The organism is Clostridium grantii DSM 8605 (assembly GCF_900129965.1).
In the GTDB taxonomy this organism is placed as follows: Bacteria; Bacillota; Clostridia; order Clostridiales; family Clostridiaceae; genus Clostridium_AF; species Clostridium_AF grantii.
In genome coordinates, this window is the sequence record NZ_FQXM01000002.1 from 189,886 (window position 1) to 207,780 (window position 17,895).

General features: G+C 30.3%; 15 protein-coding genes. 11 read left to right on the plus strand and 4 right to left on the minus strand.

Translation table 11 applies throughout. The annotated features are described in order from the left end of the window. Positions 1-9: 9 nt before the first annotated feature. From BUB83_RS00820 to putP, 7 genes are all read left to right on the plus strand, one after another. Positions 10-1,287, plus strand: a complete 1,278-nt coding sequence (locus tag BUB83_RS00820) for an O-acetylhomoserine aminocarboxypropyltransferase/cysteine synthase family protein (protein WP_073336007.1) — start codon at positions 10-12, stop codon at positions 1,285-1,287. A gap of 147 nt (positions 1,288-1,434) precedes the next feature. Beyond that, a complete protein-coding gene (locus tag BUB83_RS00825; protein ID WP_073336009.1) occupies positions 1,435-2,115 on the plus strand; it encodes a Crp/Fnr family transcriptional regulator in 681 nt (226 codons plus the stop codon). Between the two features lie 81 nt (positions 2,116-2,196). Beyond that, positions 2,197-2,967, plus strand: a complete 771-nt coding sequence (locus tag BUB83_RS00830) for a formate/nitrite transporter family protein (protein ID WP_073336011.1) — start codon at positions 2,197-2,199, stop codon at positions 2,965-2,967. 59 nt (positions 2,968-3,026) lie between these two features. Next, on the plus strand, positions 3,027-4,025 hold the full coding sequence (gene asrA, locus BUB83_RS00835; protein WP_073336013.1) for an anaerobic sulfite reductase subunit AsrA: 999 nt from the start codon (positions 3,027-3,029) through the stop codon (positions 4,023-4,025). Next, positions 4,025-4,819 (plus strand): anaerobic sulfite reductase subunit AsrB, encoded by a 795-nt coding sequence (asrB, locus tag BUB83_RS00840; RefSeq protein ID WP_073336015.1) that lies wholly within the window; start codon positions 4,025-4,027, stop codon positions 4,817-4,819. Before asrA ends, asrB begins: the two co-directional genes overlap by 1 nt. A 14-nt stretch (positions 4,820-4,833) precedes the next feature. Next, on the plus strand, positions 4,834-5,775 hold the full coding sequence (gene asrC, locus BUB83_RS00845) for a sulfite reductase subunit C (RefSeq protein WP_073336017.1): 942 nt from the start codon (positions 4,834-4,836) through the stop codon (positions 5,773-5,775). Between the two features lie 364 nt (positions 5,776-6,139). Beyond that, positions 6,140-7,594, plus strand: coding sequence for a sodium/proline symporter PutP (gene putP, locus BUB83_RS00850; RefSeq protein WP_200801416.1), 1,455 nt, complete (start codon positions 6,140-6,142; stop codon positions 7,592-7,594). A gap of 46 nt (positions 7,595-7,640) precedes the next feature. Here the strand turns inward: putP and BUB83_RS00855 are convergent, their stop codons facing one another. Then, a complete protein-coding gene (locus BUB83_RS00855) occupies positions 7,641-7,958 on the minus strand; it encodes a DUF6951 family protein (protein ID WP_073336021.1) in 318 nt (105 codons plus the stop codon). Between the two features lie 56 nt (positions 7,959-8,014). Continuing rightward, a complete protein-coding gene (locus tag BUB83_RS00860) occupies positions 8,015-8,749 on the minus strand; it encodes a lysophospholipid acyltransferase family protein (RefSeq protein WP_073336023.1) in 735 nt (244 codons plus the stop codon). Positions 8,750-8,915: 166 nt separating this feature from the next. Here BUB83_RS00860 and BUB83_RS00865 point away from each other — a divergent pair, with 166 nt between their 5' ends. Then, on the plus strand, positions 8,916-9,749 hold the full coding sequence (locus BUB83_RS00865) for a PRD domain-containing protein (RefSeq protein ID WP_073336025.1): 834 nt from the start codon (positions 8,916-8,918) through the stop codon (positions 9,747-9,749). Between the two features lie 51 nt (positions 9,750-9,800). Then, complete coding sequence (locus tag BUB83_RS00870) at positions 9,801-11,711, plus strand: glucose PTS transporter subunit IIA (RefSeq protein WP_073336505.1); 1,911 nt, start codon at positions 9,801-9,803, stop codon at positions 11,709-11,711. Between the two features lie 46 nt (positions 11,712-11,757). Here the strand turns inward: BUB83_RS00870 and ptsG are convergent, their stop codons facing one another. Further along, complete coding sequence (gene ptsG, locus BUB83_RS00875; RefSeq protein ID WP_073336027.1) at positions 11,758-13,785, minus strand: glucose-specific PTS transporter subunit IIBC; 2,028 nt, start codon at positions 13,783-13,785, stop codon at positions 11,758-11,760. Positions 13,786-14,146: 361 nt separating this feature from the next. On the opposite strand from ptsG, the gene BUB83_RS00880 reads away from it, so the two are divergent. Continuing rightward, positions 14,147-15,610: a DUF6937 domain-containing protein gene (locus BUB83_RS00880; protein WP_073336029.1), complete on the plus strand. Its 1,464-nt coding sequence runs from the start codon at positions 14,147-14,149 to the stop codon at positions 15,608-15,610. 15 nt (positions 15,611-15,625) lie between these two features. Continuing rightward, on the plus strand, positions 15,626-16,549 hold the full coding sequence (locus tag BUB83_RS00885; protein ID WP_073336031.1) for an alpha/beta fold hydrolase: 924 nt from the start codon (positions 15,626-15,628) through the stop codon (positions 16,547-16,549). An 85-nt stretch (positions 16,550-16,634) separates the two neighbouring features. Here BUB83_RS00885 and BUB83_RS00890 read toward each other — a convergent pair whose 3' ends face one another. After that, the gene (locus BUB83_RS00890; protein ID WP_073336033.1) at positions 16,635-17,777 is read right to left on the minus strand and encodes a DEAD/DEAH box helicase; all 1,143 of its coding nucleotides are present in this window, start codon (positions 17,775-17,777) and stop codon (positions 16,635-16,637) included. Positions 17,778-17,895: the final 118 nt, after the last annotated feature.

Sequence of the window (17,895 nt, forward strand, 5' to 3'; positions counted from 1 at the left end):
GGCTTTAAAATGTCAAAAAGATTACAATTTGAAACACTTCAACTTCATGGGGGCTATGAAATTGATAGCAACACTAAATCAAGGGCTGTACCATTGTACCAAACAACATCTTATGTTTTTGAAGATGCAGAAGAGGCAGCAGATTTATTTGCACTAAAAAAAGGGGGAAATATTTATACGAGAATTACTAATCCTACTACTGATGTTTTCGAAAAAAGAATGACATTGTTAGAAGGTGGAGTAGGTGCAGTAGCAACTGCTTCAGGAATGGCTGCTATTACTTATTCTATATTAAATATTGCAGCATCAGGAGACGAAATTGTAGCTGCATCAACTTTATATGGAGGAACGTACACTTTGTTTTCCTCAACTTTAAAGGACTTTGGTATAAAAGTTAATTTTGTAAATCCTGATGATTTAGAAGAATTAAAGAGTGCAATTACTGATAAAACAAAAGCAGTATATATTGAAACGATAGGAAATCCAGGCATAAATATCTGCGATATAAAAGCTATTTCAGAAATTGCTCATGAAAATGGAATTCCGCTTATAGTTGATAATACCTTCGCAACAGCTTTCTTATGCAAACCCTTCCATTTTGGAGCGGATATTGTAGTATATTCAGCTACAAAGTTCATAGGTGGGAATGGAACTTCTATTGGTGGCGTTGTAATTGATTCAGGTAAATTTAATTGGAATAATGGTAAATTTCCTAAGTTAGTAAATCCAGATCCAACTTATAATGGGATTTCATATCATGAGGCATTAAAAGAGGCTGCTTATATTGGAAGATTAAGGGTAGTTTTATTGAGGGATATTGGAGCATGCATTTCTCCGTTTAATGCATTTCAGTTAATTCTTGGACTGGAAACTTTATCTTTAAGAGTGGAAAGACATGTAGAAAATGCTTTAGCAGTAGCAAACTTTTTATTGAATCATCCAAATATTGAGTGGGTAAATCATCCATCCTTAGAAGAAAATAAATATAATGAACGTGCTAAAGAGTATTTACCAAGTGGAGCAGGATCTATATTTACTTTTGGAGTTAAAGGTGGATATGAAAGTGCTAAAAAACTGATTTCTTCATTAAACTTATTTTCACATTTAGCAAATGTAGGTGATTCTAAGTCTTTAATAATTCACCCAGCTTCAACTACGCATGCTCAATTAAATGAACAGCAACAATTATCAGCAGGAGTTAAGCCTGAAATGATAAGAGTGTCTATTGGCCTTGAAAATAAAAAGGACATAATAAATGATTTAGAACAAGCACTTCAATCACTTTAAAATACTTTTATAGTAAGTGATACCATTTAAAAATTTGATAGGTTAAATTATAAGTAAAATGAATGGCTTTTATGCAGTTTTAACAGTATAATTAGTTTATATTAATACAAACCCTTTATTTTTCTTTTGAAATAGGAGGTAAAAATAATGGATAAAATCCATACTACTGATTTGTGCTTTTTAGAAAATGCTAATGAAAAAACTGTTGAAGCTATTAAAAGTCATTCTAACCTTATTAAAATTAAAAAAGGGGAAAAACTTTTTTCGGAAAGAGATGAACTGAATAAAATTTATTTTGTGTTAAAGGGAAAAATGACTATGTTTAAGTCTTCATCTGCAGGTCAAAAGAAAGTTGTTTATATTTTAGATGAAGGACAAATAATAAATGAAGTATTATTCGATGCTAAATTTGCATCTATTAATTGTGAGGCTTTTGAAAATAGTAATCTTTTAGGTATTGATAAAGATAAATTGTTAGAACTTATGGAAAAAGATTTTTTGTTGACCCAAATTATATTAAATATGATGAGCAAAAAAATAAGAAGGCTATACAGGCAACTTAAAAATACAGTTCCTAAAAGAATGGATAAAAAAGTTGCGGCTAAATTATGGAAACTATCTAGAGATTATGGTGTAAAAACTGAAAATGGAACCATGATTGATTTAAATATAACAATTACTTATTTAGCTGATATGCTAGGAAGTCCTAGAGAAACTATCTCAAGAGCAATAAATCTACTGAAAAATGAAGGTATGATTAGTTTTAATAATAAAAAAATAGTAGTAGACCCAGAAAAATTAGCAGAATTTTATAGAAGTCGTGATTAATATCACATACTTCTATTTTTTTTTGGTTTATTATTTATATATAGCAAATAATATATATATAAAATTTAGGGGGAATTTACTATGTTTAGTGAAACTATTAACAATGTGTCAGCTTCGGCCGTTGCAAAATCAACATTGCTTAAAAAAAGTAAAGGAAAATATCTTGTGGCATCAATTTTGGCAGGATTATATGTAGGACTTGGAATTATTCTTATTTTTAATGTAGGAGGAACATTGTCAGCAGCAGAGTCTCCTTTTACAAAAATCCTTATGGGAGCAAGTTTTGGAATCGCGTTGAGTTTAGTTGTAATGGCAGGTTCAGAACTTTTTACAGGAAACAATTTGATAATGACCATAGGATCTTTAGAAAAAAAAGTAACATGGAAAGAAACCATTAATGTTTGGATATTTAGTTATATTGGTAATTTTATTGGTTCAATTCTTTTGGCAATAGTGGTTGTTTTCTCAGGAGCAGTATCAAATGCATCTGTAGCTGACTTTTTTGTTAAAGTTTCAGCAGCGAAAATGAATGCTCCATTTATGGATTTATTATTAAAAGGTGTTTTATGTAATATTTTAGTTTGTTTAGCAATTTGGTGTGGATTTAAATTAAAAAGTGAAAGCGGAAAATTAATCATGATTTTTTGGTGTTTGTTTGCATTTATAACTGCAGGATTTGAGCATAGCATTGCAAACATGACTATATTAGGGGTTGGGTTATTTTTGCCTCATTCTGAAACTGTATCTTTAATGGGCTTAGCCAATAATTTAATTCCTGTAACAATAGGTAATATGATTGGTGGAGCTATATGTATAGGGGTATCATATTGGTATATTTCTAAAGAAAAGTAATTATCTATTCATTTATTATTTTTAATAATATTTAATTAATAAAGAAAGGGTGGTACCTTATGGGTATAAAAATAGATTTACAAGATTTTAATATACAATTTGAAGAGTTAAAGAAAAAATATAAAATTTATGCACCTGTAACACTTATAGGAAAAGGTAGTTTTTCTGACTCGGATTCTATAAAATATAAAGAAATAAATTCTTTATCAGAAGTGGAGTTTAAGAAAAAATCAAACTATTCTGCAAGGGAAATCATTTTTCCTATTACGCAAACATTATTTTATTTTACTGAAGAAAGTTATATTCAACCTAGGGTTGATGAAAAAGATGCCATTATATTACTTAGAAGCTGCGATATACATGGGATAAAAAGATTAGATGAAATCTATTTAAGTAATGGAAGAGAAGATTCTTATTATAAAATTTTGAGACAAAAGGTGAAGTTTGCTGTTATTGGATGTCAGGAGAGTTTTGAGAATTGCTTTTGTGTAGATATGGGAACAAATTCAACGGAAGAATATGAAATGTCCATTGAATTAAAAAATAATACAGTTTACTTAAATATAAAAGATGAAGAGTTGAATGAATATTTTAAAGGCGAGGATCTAAATGTTGAGCCAACCTTTGTAAATGAAAATAAAATTAAAGTTAATATACCAGAAAATATTGATAACTCCATATTTGGAAGTGAAATGTGGGAAGAATATAATAATAGATGTATTGCCTGTGGTAGATGTAACTTTGTTTGTCCTACTTGTACTTGTTTTACTATGCAGGATATTTTCTACAAGGATAATCCCAAAAATGGTGAGAGAAGAAGAGTTTGGGCTTCATGTCATGTAGATAAATTTTCTGATATGGCTGGTGGTCATGGATTTAGAACTAAAAAAGGTGAGAGAATGAGATTCAAAGTTATGCATAAAGTACATGATTTTAAAAAGCGATTTGGATATCATATGTGTGTAGGATGTGGAAGATGTGATGATATCTGCCCGGAATACATTTCTTTCTCAAACTGTGTAAACAAACTTAATGACGCTATGAATGAGGTGAAATAATGGAAAATATGTATATGCCTTTTAAATCAAAGATTTTAAGTATCAAGAAACATACAGAAACAGATTATACTTTTAGAATGGAGTATAATAATAATGATGTTAAACCAGGTCAATTTTTTGAGGTTTCAATTCCTAAGTTTGGAGAATCTCCTATATCAGTTTGTGAAATTGGAGAAGGATATATTGATTTTACCATAAGAAGAGTTGGGAAAGTTACTGATATAATTCATACTTTTTTCCCAGGAGATTTCTTGTTTATAAGAGGACCTTATGGAAATGGATTTGAAATAACAGATTATTTAAATAGCGAATTGATAGTGGCAGCGGGTGGAAGTGGACTCGCACCGGTAAAAGCTGTGGTAGATTATTTTGCAAAAAATACTGATAAAGTAAAGAATTTTAAATTATTATCAGGATTCAAATCTCCAGAAGATATATTATTCAAAGAAAATCTTGAAGAGTGGAGCAAAACATCGGAAATTATCTTAACAGTTGATAAAGCAGAAGAAGAGTATAAAGGTAATGTTGGTTTGATCACAAAGTATATAATGGATTTAAATATTGAAATAATTGAAGAAACCAAGGTGATTGTTGTTGGCCCGCCTATGATGATGAAATTTACTGTAGCTGAATTTTTGAAAAAAGGGATAAAAGAAGAAAATATTTGGGTTTCCTACGAAAGAAAAATGTGCTGTGGAACAGGTAAGTGTGGGCATTGTAAAATTGATGATACTTATATTTGTCTTGATGGGCCAGTATTTAATTATGTCAAAGCTAAGACTTTGATAGATTAAGGAGGATTTATTTCATGGATATTAATACAAAAAAACTTACCAAGAACGCATACAGGGTAACAAAAAATAGAGGGATTACTGCTTTAAGAGTCAGAGTGCCAGGTGGACATATGGAAGCAAAATATTTTGATGTAATAAAAAGAATTGCTGAAGAATATGGTGATGGGGATGTTCACATAACTACTCGTCAGGGATTTGAAATAATGAATATTCCCATGGATAAAGTGGATGAGATAAATGAAATTATTCAGCCTATGATTGAAGGATTAGAAATAAATCAAGTAAATCCTAACACTGGTTACTCTGCAGCAGGAACTAGAAATGTGGCAGCTTGTATTGGAAATAGAGTTTGTAGAAGTGCTAATTATGATACAACCAGCTTTGCTAAAAGAATTGAGGATGCAATCTTCCCAAATGATTTTCATGTAAAAGTAGCTTTAACGGGATGTCCTAATGATTGTATTAAAGCAAGAATGCATGATTTTGGTATAATAGGCATGACTGAACCTCAATATGAGGTATATAGATGTATTGGTTGTGAAGCTTGTGTGAAATACTGTAAAAGACACTCTGTTGGAGCTTTAAAGATGGACAACTATAAGGTAGTTAGAAATGAAGAAAAATGTATTGGGTGTGGAGAGTGTGTTGTTAAGTGTCCAACTAATGCATGGACAAGAAGCAGTGAAAAATATTATAAATTAGCTATTATGGGAAGAACAGGAAAAGTGAACCCTAGACTTGCTCAAGATTTTATTACATGGGTAGATGAAGATAGTATAATCAAAATTATCACCAATACTTATGATTATATCAATGAGTATATCGATAGAAGCATAGCTAAAGAGCATATTGGGTATATCGTTGATAGAACAGGATATCAGGAGTTCAAAAAATGGTCTTTAAGAGGAGTTGACCTGCCTAATAAAGCTATTGTTAAAGAAAATATTTATTGGTAATAGGAAAGTAATTTTATTTCTTGTAAATATCACTACCCTAATGAAAAAAATGTTTTATATAAAATGAATAAATGTATAAGAAAAAATGAATGATAAAATCCAAATTGAAATTATAATAATCATATAATTCAATTTGGATTTTCTAAGTTAAAATAATAAATATTTAAAATCTCAAATCAATTGGTATATAGCATTGGTATAATAAAAAACAATAAAGTGATAAAAAAATAATGACAGTTTTTAAAATATAACTTTCATTATAAGAAAGTTTGCTTTATAATAATATTATTGATTTATACTTTTATATGAAAATTTATACAAGGGGGACTTATTTGTGGTTGAATTTAATGGAACAATAGTTTTTATGTTTGTACTTTATTTATTAGTGATGATGGCCATTGGATTGATTTTTTATTTTAAGACAAAGAATCTATCTGATTACGTGCTTGGGGGCAGGGGATTAAATGGTTGGGTAGGCTCGTTAAGTGCACAAGCTTCTGATATGAGTGGGTGGTTATTGATGGGGTTGCCAGGATATGCATATCTATCTGGAATGGAATCAATTTGGATTGCGATAGGTTTAGCTGTGGGAACTTATTTTAATTGGAAATTGATTGCTAAAAGATTAAGAGTGTATACTGAAGTTGCAGGAGATTCATTAACTCTACCAAATTATTTTGCTAATAGATTTAGAGATAAATCTAATATGCTTAGAATCATCTCGGCTTTATTTATACTTGTATTCTTTTTATTTTACACTGCTTCGGGATTTGTTTCGGGTGCTAAACTTTTTAGTACAGTTTTTGGGATTGCTTATTCTACAGCTCTTATTATTGGAGCTTTAGTAATAGTATCTTATACTTTTCTAGGTGGTTTTATGGCAGTTTGTTGGACTGATTTTTTTCAGGGCATGATGATGTTTATAGCAGTATTAATAGTTCCGGTTATTGGTATTTTTAAAATGGGCGGAATTGGGGAAACAACAGCTGCTTTATCTTCTATTGATTTAAACTTTTTAAATGCTTTAAAAACTTTTGATGGAGGAACTATTTCTTTAATATCAGTAATTTCTCTTCTTGCTTGGGGATTGGGATATTTTGGACAACCTCATATACTTGCTCGTTTTATGGGTATAAGTAATGGTAAAGAAATAGATAAAGATAGAAAGATAGCTATGGTTTGGGTTGTTGTTTCTTTAGTGGCGGCTATAGTAATTGGACTAGTTGGGAGAGTTTATTTACCAACAGCTCTTGATGGTACAAATTCAGAAAAAATATTTATGCTTATGGTGAATGATATGTTTCATCCAGCTGTAGCTGGGTTTTTATTAGCAGCAGTTTTGGCGGCTGTAATGAGTACCGCAGATTCTCAACTTTTAGTAACAGCTTCTTCTTTAACAGAGGATTTTTATAAAGTAATGTTTAGAAAAAATGCTAGTGAAAAAGAGCTAGTTTGGGTAAGCAGGATAGCAGTAGCTTTAGTGGCTTTAATTGCTTTCTTCTTGGCTAGAGATGAAAATAGTTCTATTTTATCGCTGGTTGCTTATGCTTGGGCTGGATTTGGAGCAACTTTTGGACCAACTGTTATAGCTTCATTATTTTGGAAAAGAACAACAAGAAATGGTGCTTTAGCAGGATTAATAAGTGGAGGAATTGTTGTAATAGTATGGAAACAATTATCAGGTGGAATTTTTGATGTATATGAAATTGTTCCAGCTTTTATAGTTTCAATGGTATGTATAATAATCTTCAGCTTGATAGATAAAGAACCTTCTAAGGAAATTATTGATGAATTTGAAAAAGTAGAAAAAGCTTTATAAGAAAAGAGTGAGGGTATTTAATTAACCCCTCACTCTTTTATGTTATTTATTCATTTGAAACGAATTTTATAGAACAATCTGAAGGAAGAGCTAATCCACAAGCTACTTCTATAGATTTTATAATTCCAGCAGGTATTGGACATGCTGCATGATGACAATGATTTCTGCAAATTTTATAAACATCAGTATCGCCGAGAGTTCCAAAGCATTCTGAAAATCCATCAATAATTTTAAGTTCACTTTCTATAGGTTTTAAAGAAGGACATTCCGTTTCGATTTTTAAAGTTACATTTTGCATATCATCACTAGAAGTATATACATTTGTTATAAAACCACAAATTCCTGGATTGATAGTTACATTCATAAGGAGCTCCTTTAAACTATATTATTTTAAAAAATTTAATATGTGTATTAGTAGTATTAATGTGTAATTTTATCTTTTACTAACTTGGTTAAGCTAGTTTCAATTGTATGGTGAAGAGTTTCAGTTAAATTCTTTTTTTCTTCTATAGATAATTGATCTATATATATAGGTTTATGAACTATCATAGCAATAGAATGGCCAGTTACCTGTTTTCCTACTTCTAGTACTCGATAGGTACCATCTACAGTAATAGGAACTATAGGAACATTAGCTTTCAAAGCCAATTTTATACTACCTTTTTTAAAATCAATCATTTCTGATTTTAAACTCCTTGTCCCTTCAGGAAAAATAAGCATAGAATAACCAGATTTTAATCTTTCTACACCTTCATTTATAGCTTTCATACCTTCACGAATATTACTTCTATCAATAAATACAGTTTTGATTGCTTTAAACCAAAATGGAAGAACTGGAATTTTCAATATTTCCTTTTTAGCAATAAAGCCGGTGTGTTTTCCTACATTACCTATAATTAAGAATCCATCAAACATTGCTTGATGATTTGATACGAATACCACAGGGCCTTCAGGAATATTTTCTAATCCGGATACGTGTGTAGTGGTTTTTGATTTTTTCAAAAGAAAGTTACACATGTGTTGGGCCTTTTGAAATAGATAATCATCAGCTGCTTCTATAGATTTTTTAGAAATAAAAAAGGATTTAATCTTAGCGATGCAAGTATGAAATAAAACAAAAAAAGCAAAATAAGTATACCAAAGTAATTTAATCATTTAAATTCTCCTTTATTAAAATTAAATTCTTTATAATTATAATACAAATAACGTGGAATTGAAAACAAAAATCAATATTTTACTGGTTCAAAAGTCATTATTTTTATGTGTTTTTTCGGGGAAAAATGATATAATTTACGATGAAAGGGTTTTTAGAGGTGAGCAAATGTATACAATAAAAAAAATACTTAATAATAATGTTGTGGTTGCTATTGATAATAAAAGAGAAGAACTTATACTTGTGGGCAACGGAATTGGATTTCAACATAAAAAAGGTGATATGGTATTAAAGGAGGAAGTTTTATCCATATATATAAAAGAAAAACAAGACTTAGCAAACAACTATCAAAAAGTACTTAGTAGTATAGATAGTAGTGTTGTTGGTATATCAGAAGAAATCATATCATTGTGGGAAAAAGAAATAGATGAGAAATTGAACAATTCAATACATATTTCGCTACCGGATCATATTAATTTTGCTTTAAAACGTTATAATAGTGGGGTTAAAATAGAAAACCCATTTCTTATGGAATTGAAAATCCTTTTTCCTAAAGAATTTGATTTAGCAAGCAAAGCTTTGGAGATGATAAATAGTAGATTTAATGTTTCTTTTCCAGAAGATGAAATTGGATTTATTTCTCTGCATGTTAGGGCTGCTGTTAAAGAAGAAGGTCTTAATAACTCATCTAGCTATTTAAAAAATATTTCTAAAATTATGGAGTTGATTTCTAAGTTATTAAATAAGCAATTAAATAAAAACTCTTTTGAATACATTAGAACAGTTTCTCACATTAATTTTATGTATGAGAGGGTTAAGAATAATACACCTATTAATAATTTATTATTAGAAAGTATAAAGAAAGAACTTTATGAAGAATTTAATATAGCTTTGAAAGTTGCAATGATGTTTAATAAGTTATTTCAACTTCAAGTGCCAGAGGATGAGGTTGGGTATATTGCACTTCATTTAAAAAGATTAAAGGATATTGAGGGGAATTAAGTGAATAATAAAAAAACTTTTTCTATACTTCAAAAGATAGGTACATCATTGATGCTTCCAGTGTCGGTATTGCCAGCGGCAGGTATATTATTAAGACTTGGTCAACCGGATTTATTAGGAAAGTTTGGGATGGAATTTGAGTTTCTTGCCACAGCAGGGAATGCTATTTTCTCTAATTTACCTATGATATTTGCTGTGGGGGTTGCCATTGGATTTTCAGGTGGAGAAGGAGTAGCGGCTTTATCCGCCGTTATTGGGCAGTTGATTCTTACGGGAATACTTGAGAAACAATCAATTAATATTGGTACTAATATTAATATGGGGGTATTGGGTGGAATTTCTATAGGACTTTTAACAGCAGTTTTATATAAAAAATTCCATAAAATTGAGCTTCCAAAAATACTTGGTTTTTTTAGTGGGAAAAGATTTATACCTATTATCACAGCTTTTGTTTCTTTTGTATTTGCAATTTTAAGTATTAAAATATGGGTACCTATTCAAATAATTATAAATAGATTTGCACTAAAAGCTAGTGTATCTATTTTTGGACCAGCATTTTATGCAGCAGGTAAAAGATTATTAATCCCAGCAGGGTTACATCATTTATATTATCCTACTTTTTTATTTCAATTTGGAGAGTTTGTATCAAATGGGGAAAAATATTATGGGGATTTACCTAGATTTTTTCATGGAGACCCCACTGCAGGAGTGTTTATGGCAGCAGAGTACCCTATATTGATGTTTGGGCTACCGGCAGCGGCATTAGCAATGATTTTAGCATCAAGGAAAGAAAATAGGAAAAAAATATTAGGAATTATGGGTTCAGCAGCGCTTGTATCATTTTTTACAGGTATTACAGAACCTATTGAATTTTCTTTTATTTTTGTAGCACCATTTTTGTTTCTTTTTCATGTTTTTGCAGCTTTTATTTCTGGTATTATAACAAGTTATTTTGATTTAAGGCTAGGGTATACTTTTTCAGCTTCTTTTATTGATTATTTATTAGGGTATAATTATGCAAACAAACCATTATTTCTGCTAATAATTGGTCCGGTATTTTTTGTAATGTATTTTCTTGTATTTTATTTTTTTATTAAATACAAAGATATACAAACCCCAGGAAGAGAGAGTGAAAGAAATTTTTTAGAAGAGAATAAAATAAGTCTATTAAAAAAATCAATTAATACTTCTAAAGCGGAGGGGATTGTTGAAGCATTAGGAGGAATAAAAAATGTAGAAAACGTGGATGCGTGTGTAACACGTCTTAGACTTACCGTAAAAGAACCTAGTCTTGTAGATAGAGATATGATTAAAAATCTGGGGGCGGCAGGTATATTTGAAGCGGCAAGTTCTTTCCAAATCATATTTGGAATAGAAGCTGAAAGTTTAAAGGATAGCATTTCAAATATATTAAAAGCACAAGTTGTCACTGATATAGCTAATAAAGAAAATCATTGTATAGAGGTATATAAAGACAATCTTTCAGAGAAAAATATTATTGATGAAGATTTACAACTCACAATATTAAACCCTATAAAAGGAAAAATTATAAGTTTAGAAAAAGTTAATGATGGTATATTTTCTGAAAAAATAATGGGAGAAGGGTTTGCTATAGTACCCATGGATAATAAAGTTTTTTCACCAGTATCAGGAGAAGTAATAATTCTTTTTCCCACAAAACATGCCATAGTTATTAAAGAGGATAAAGGATATGAGATAATGATTCATGTTGGAATTGATTCTGTAAAACTAAATGGACAGGGCTTTGAAACTAACGTGTCTAAGGGTGATAAAGTTGAAGAAGGAGATTTGTTATTGACCTATGATAAAGATTTAATAATGGAAAAAGGTGATATAAAAACACCTATAATAATAACTAACTTGAAAGAAAATGAAAAAATATATGTTAAATATGGAGATAAGAATAAAGGTGATATAGCCGCTATTATTATAAAAGAATAAAAACCAAGGGTTTAACACCTTTGGTTTTTTATTCTTTTGCATTTAATTATTTCAAAGAGATTATGTTCTTTTGTCCTTTTTTAACTATGGCACCATTTTCAAAAGTAATCTCTACTTCAGCAGATAAATTTGTGAAAATTATTGGTGTAATGATAGAAGGAACTTCTTTTTCTACTTTCTTAACGTCAACTTTTAATAATGTTTGTCCAACTTTAACTTTATCGTCTTGTTTAACTAAAGCTTCAAAACCTTCACCATTTAATTTTACGGTATCTACACCGAAGTGTACTAATATTTCAGTTCCATCTGTAGATGTTAATCCTACTGCATGTTTCGATGGAAGTATTGTAGTGACAACACCATCTACTGGGGATACGATTTCTCCACTTGAAGGTAATATAGCAAAACCGTTACCCATTAATTTTTGAGAAAATAAATCATCTGGAACTTCTTCAAGTCCTACTATTTTGCCATCTAATGGAGAAACGAAAGAAGTTAGTAAAGTTCCAGTAGTAGACTCAGTAGCTACATTTGAAACTGGTGTTAAATCCATATCTACTGGTGTTTTCCCAGACATCACATCTTTGATAGCGTTTTTTAATTGATCTGATTTTGGTCCAAATATTGCTTGAACATTATTACCAACTTCTAAAACACCCGCAGCACCAAGATTTTTAAGTTGCTGCTTGTCAACTTTTGATACATCTTTTACAATAACTCTTAACCTTGTAATACAAGCATCTAATTTATCTATATTAGTATTCCCACCAAGAGCTTTTAAAACTTCTATAGCTAAAGCTGATCCTTTAACATTGATTGAAGTAGAATTTTCAATTTCATCTTCACGTCCAGGAGTTTTTAAATTCCATTTTCTGATAGCAAATCTAAATCCAAAATAATATAGTGCAGAGAAACATAAACCAACAGGGATAACTAACCACCAAGCGGTTCTACCTTGCATAACTCCGAATAATAAGTAGTCAATGATACCACCTGAGAATGTCATACCAATTTTAACGTTTAAAATATGCATTGTCATAAAAGATAAACCAGCAAAAATACAATGTATTCCGAATAAAGCAGGAGCTACAAATAAGAAAGAAAACTCAATAGGTTCTGTTATACCAGTTAAGAAGGAAGTTAAAGCTGCAGAAGCCATAATTCCGCCTACTAAAGCTCTTTTTTCAGGTTTTGCTTCGTGATAGATTGCTAATGCAGCAGCAGGTAAACCAAACATCATAAATGGAAATTTTCCAGTCATGAAAGTACCAGCTGTAAAAGGAACTCCATCTTTTAATTGAGCCATGAATATAGATTGGTCACCATTTACAATATCACCAGCTAAGTTAATATATTCTCCAAATTGATACCAAAAAGGATTATAGAAAATATGGTGCAAACCAAATGGGATTAATGAACGTTCAATAACTCCAAAAACAAATGCAGAAAAAGTTAAATTTGTATCGATCATATTTCGTGAGAATAATGTCAAGCCGTTTTGAATAGGAGGCCATACAAACAGTAAAACCACACCTAAAACTAAAGCGAATACAGCGGTAACTATTGGAACAAATCTTTTACCAGCAAAGAATCCTAAGTATGAAGGTAATTCAATGTTAAAGTATTTTTTATAAGCATAAGCTGCTAAAACACCGCAGATGATACCACCAAAAACTCCAGTTTGAAGAGTTGGGATACCAAGTACGCTTGTATAAGATGGATCGGATAAATTTTCTACAGTAACATTTGCTAAGATACCCATAGTTTTATTCATTATTAAGAATCCAACTATAGCAGCAAGACCAGCAACACCATCACCATCTGATAGGCCAACAGCAACACCAACAGCAAATAACAAAGCTAAATTACCGAAAATCATACCACCAGATTGTTCCATAACTAAAGCTAATTTTTGAAACCAAGCGGCATTTAAAGCTGGAACTGATAATAAAAATTGTGGGTTTTGAAACATATTACCGAAAGCTAGTAAAAGACCAGCAGCAGGTAAAAGAGCAACAGGTAGCATTAATGCTTTACCAATTTGTTGTAATACACCAAAAGCTTTTTTAAACATAAATAAATCCTCCTTGAAATTATATCTTTTCATTGGTAATTAATTGAATAATTAAAAATGTTTAAGTAATAATGACGACAAAAAAGGCATGAGCAACTTAGCTTGATGATATCATCAAGTTATGTTCACTCATGCCTGCATTATTCAACCAGTAACATGTGAAAGATATATTTGATTTTTAATTAACTTACATGAAATATAATAGCACATACTTTTGACTAATGCAACAAGAAATTTAAGAAACAAAAGTTAAAGAAAATGATTACATAGAGGTATTGACTGAAAGAAATGATAGGTATATAATTAAATTAGTTAGATTTCTTACTACTTTAATTATATATAAATTTATGAGGTGAAAAAAATGGAAAAATCAAGAGAAATATTTGGAAATCAGATAAGTGAAAAAACTATAAGAAAAGCTGAAAAAACAAAAAAGAAACATATGAAAAAATTCGGTGATGATTCAAAAATTAACTATAGATTATCAGCTGAAGATAATAAAGTAATAGGTCCTTTTTTAAATATAAAAAACATTGTAATAAGTGAAGATGGAGAGAAAATCCATAAAGAGAAAGCAGTTATTGTAGGAAATATAAGAATGGGCTTTGGGCACTATAGAATATCTATGGCCATAGCCTCAGCGGCAAACGCAATGGGCTATATTCCTTATTGGTTTGATTTGAATTCTTACAAAGAAACTACAGGGGGGAAAGTTATAGACAGTTTGAATTCGTTGTATTCTATGGGGTCAAGATGGTCTCAAAAATATCCTTTATTTAATAAGCTTTATTGGGAACCTTTAAATTCTGAGGGATTTAGAAAGTTGACTTATAATGCAATGGATCAGAAAGTATCTGAGCTTATGACTCCAGTATATAGAGAAATTTCAAAAGATATTCCTTTTATTGCAACCCATGTATGGCCATCTCAAGCTGCAATTCATGCGGGTATGAAAAAAGTGGTTAACGTTATTCCTGATAACTGGCCTATGGCACTTCACTTGTCTGAGGGAGCTATTCATACAGTTCAAACACCATCATCTTTTTTAGGGTATAAAACATTGAGAGGTATGGAGGGTAATAAAGTTTTAAAAGCTATGCCTAAAGAAGATATTTATGAAGTAGGACATTATATAGATCATGAATTAGTGTCTAATATTGACTTGGATTGTGGTGCAAGATTAAAGCGTATAAAGAATAAAACAGCCAAGAGAGTATTGATAACCGTTGGTGGAGCAGGGGCACAAAAAAAGTTCTTTGTAGGAATTATTAAAAAGTTAATACCTTTGGTAAAAGAAAATAAAGTAGTATTATATCTAAATGTAGGAGATCATGAAAATGTTTGGAATGAGCTAAAAGCTGATTTGCCTGAATTATCACAATTAGCTAATGAACATTTTAATAATTGGAAAGAAACTTATGAGTTTGCAGAACAAGCTTTAAATGAAGAAATTGAAGGAATTCATGTTTTTTATGATAAAGATATTTTTGCAGCAGTTTATGGTACAAATTTGTTGATGAGGTCATCAGACATTTTAATTACAAAACCTAGCGAGTTAGCTTTTTATCCAGTACCTAAACTTATGATGAAAAGAGTAGGGGGCCATGAGGCTTACGGAGCTATTCGTGCAGCAGAAGTGGGAGATGGGACTATAGAGTGTGATACTGTGGAAAATACTTTGCAAATGCTTGATTTAATGATATTTGAAGATGAAATTCTTACTATGTTTAACAACAATATAATAAAGGCAAATAAACTAGGTATTTATAATGGAGCATATAGAGCTGTAGAACTTGCTACAAAAGGTCGAATAAGCCAATATTAATAAAGGGGTGTGTATATGAGAGAAGAAAAATATCGTATCAAAGGCATTGAAAATCATTCTATTTGTGTAGTTTCATGGAAACCAGAGTGTAATGTAATAAAAGGAGTAGTCCAGATTGTACACGGTATGGCAGAGCATTGTATGAGATACAGAGAGTTTGCTGAATTCTTAACACAAGAAGGTTTTATAGTTTATGCTCATGATCATAGGGGGCATGGATTAAGTGTTTCAGAAGATGAAGAGCAAGGTTTTTTACACACTAATGATGGATTCATGAAACTTGTTGAGGAAACTCACATGGTAACAGAATTTATAAAGAAAAATGAAAAGAATAAAAAAATATTTATCCTTGGACATAGTATGGGGTCTTTTGTTACTAGAAAGTATATTCAAATTTATGATAAGGAGGTTGTAGGAGCAATAATAAGTGGAACAGGTGATTCGCAAGGTGCTCTTGGTGTTGTAGGAAAAGTTATAGCTAAATCTATAGCTGGTATTAAAGGTAAGAAGTACAAAAGCAAATTGCTTGATGATTTGAGTTTTGGTTCATACAATAATAAATTTAAACCAGTTAGAACTAATATGGACTGGTTATCAAGAGATGAAAATCAAGTTGATATGTATTTAAAGGATGAGAATTGTGGATTTATTTGTTCAGCATGGACTTATGTAGATATTTTAAATGGAATTGAGATGATTTCCAATAAAAAAAATATTAAGAAAACAAGAAACGAATTACCTATATTGTTTATATCTGGTGAAAAAGATCCAGTTGGAAATGATGGTAAGGGAGTAAGGAAAGTATATGAAAAATATTATTGTGAGGGACTTCAAGTGGAGTTGAAATTATTCCCAGAAGCTAGACATGAAATTTTAAATGAAACTAATAAAGAAGAGGTATATGAATATATATTAAATTGGATATATAAAAGAGTTTAGAAAATTATTATATAGGAATACCATTGTGAAACTTATAGCCATTGAAAAGGGAGATGTGCTTCCTTTTCAATGGCTATATTTTTAGCTATTTAGAATTTAATAATTTGCCATTTTGAATAATTTTATGTTGGATTTTAATCTTTAATTCTTTTTCATACCTAGTAATTCGTGTAACTTCATTCTCTGTAACTATAGTAACAGCAGTACCGCTTTTTCCAGCTCGACCGGTTCTTCCTACTCTATGTAGATAATCTTTAGAGTCCTCAGGTAAATCTAAATTAAAAATATGAGTAACATCTTTTATGTCTAATCCCCTAGCAGCAATATCTGATGCAATAAGAATTGGATAGGTACCATTTTTAAAACCATCGATTGCTTTTTTTCGTTCTTCCTTTGAGGCGTTTCCATATATACCACAGGCTTTTATACTATGATGATTTAATTTATCAACAGTAATTTGAATTTCATCATTTTTATTTTGGAATACTATTGCTTTTTTAGGGTTTAAAGCAGCTATCAATTTTCTTAAGAAAATTATTTTATCTCTTTGCTCAGCAACTATGCAGCTATGAGATATATTTTCAGAATTCGTAGAATCTTTTGTAACCTTAATAAGCTCAGGTTCTTTCATCAATTTTTTTGCTTCATTAATTGTTTCAGGCTTAATAGTTGCAGAAAAAACTAAAAGTTGTCTTTCTCTTAAAGTAGTTTTAATGACATTTTGTATGGAAGAAATATTATTTTTATCCAAAAGTCTATCGCCTTCATCAACTACAATAGTTTTTACTGTATGAGATTTTATTTTCTTCATCTTTATTAATTCTAATATTCTACCTGATGAACCTACAATTATATTAGGTTTTTTCTTTAATTTTTCTACTTGACGCTTAATATTTACATCACCGATAATAGTGGTAGATGTAATGTTAATGCCAGAATTATTTGCGAGAAGTTTAATTTCCTTATCAATTTGAACAACTAATTCGTGAGTTGGGGCTAAAATAATAACACTTGTTTCATTTTTTGATATATCTATTTTCTGAAATAAGGGTAAGAGGTAAGCCAAAGTCTTTCCACTACCAGTCTCTGATTCTGCAATAATATCTTTGTTTTCTAGTGCCAACGGTATTGTTAAAGCTTGTATAGCGGTAGGGATTGTAATAGCCTCTTTATTTAATCCTTCAATAATTGCAGGATTTATTCCTAAATTTTCGAAATTTGCTTTCATTATTGTCTCCTTAAGTTAATCTTTTTTTAAAAGAATCCTTAATAATTCTATACTGTAGAAGGTTTTTTGTCAATTTATTATAAATTCTTTTACAAAAATATGAAAAATGATATAATGG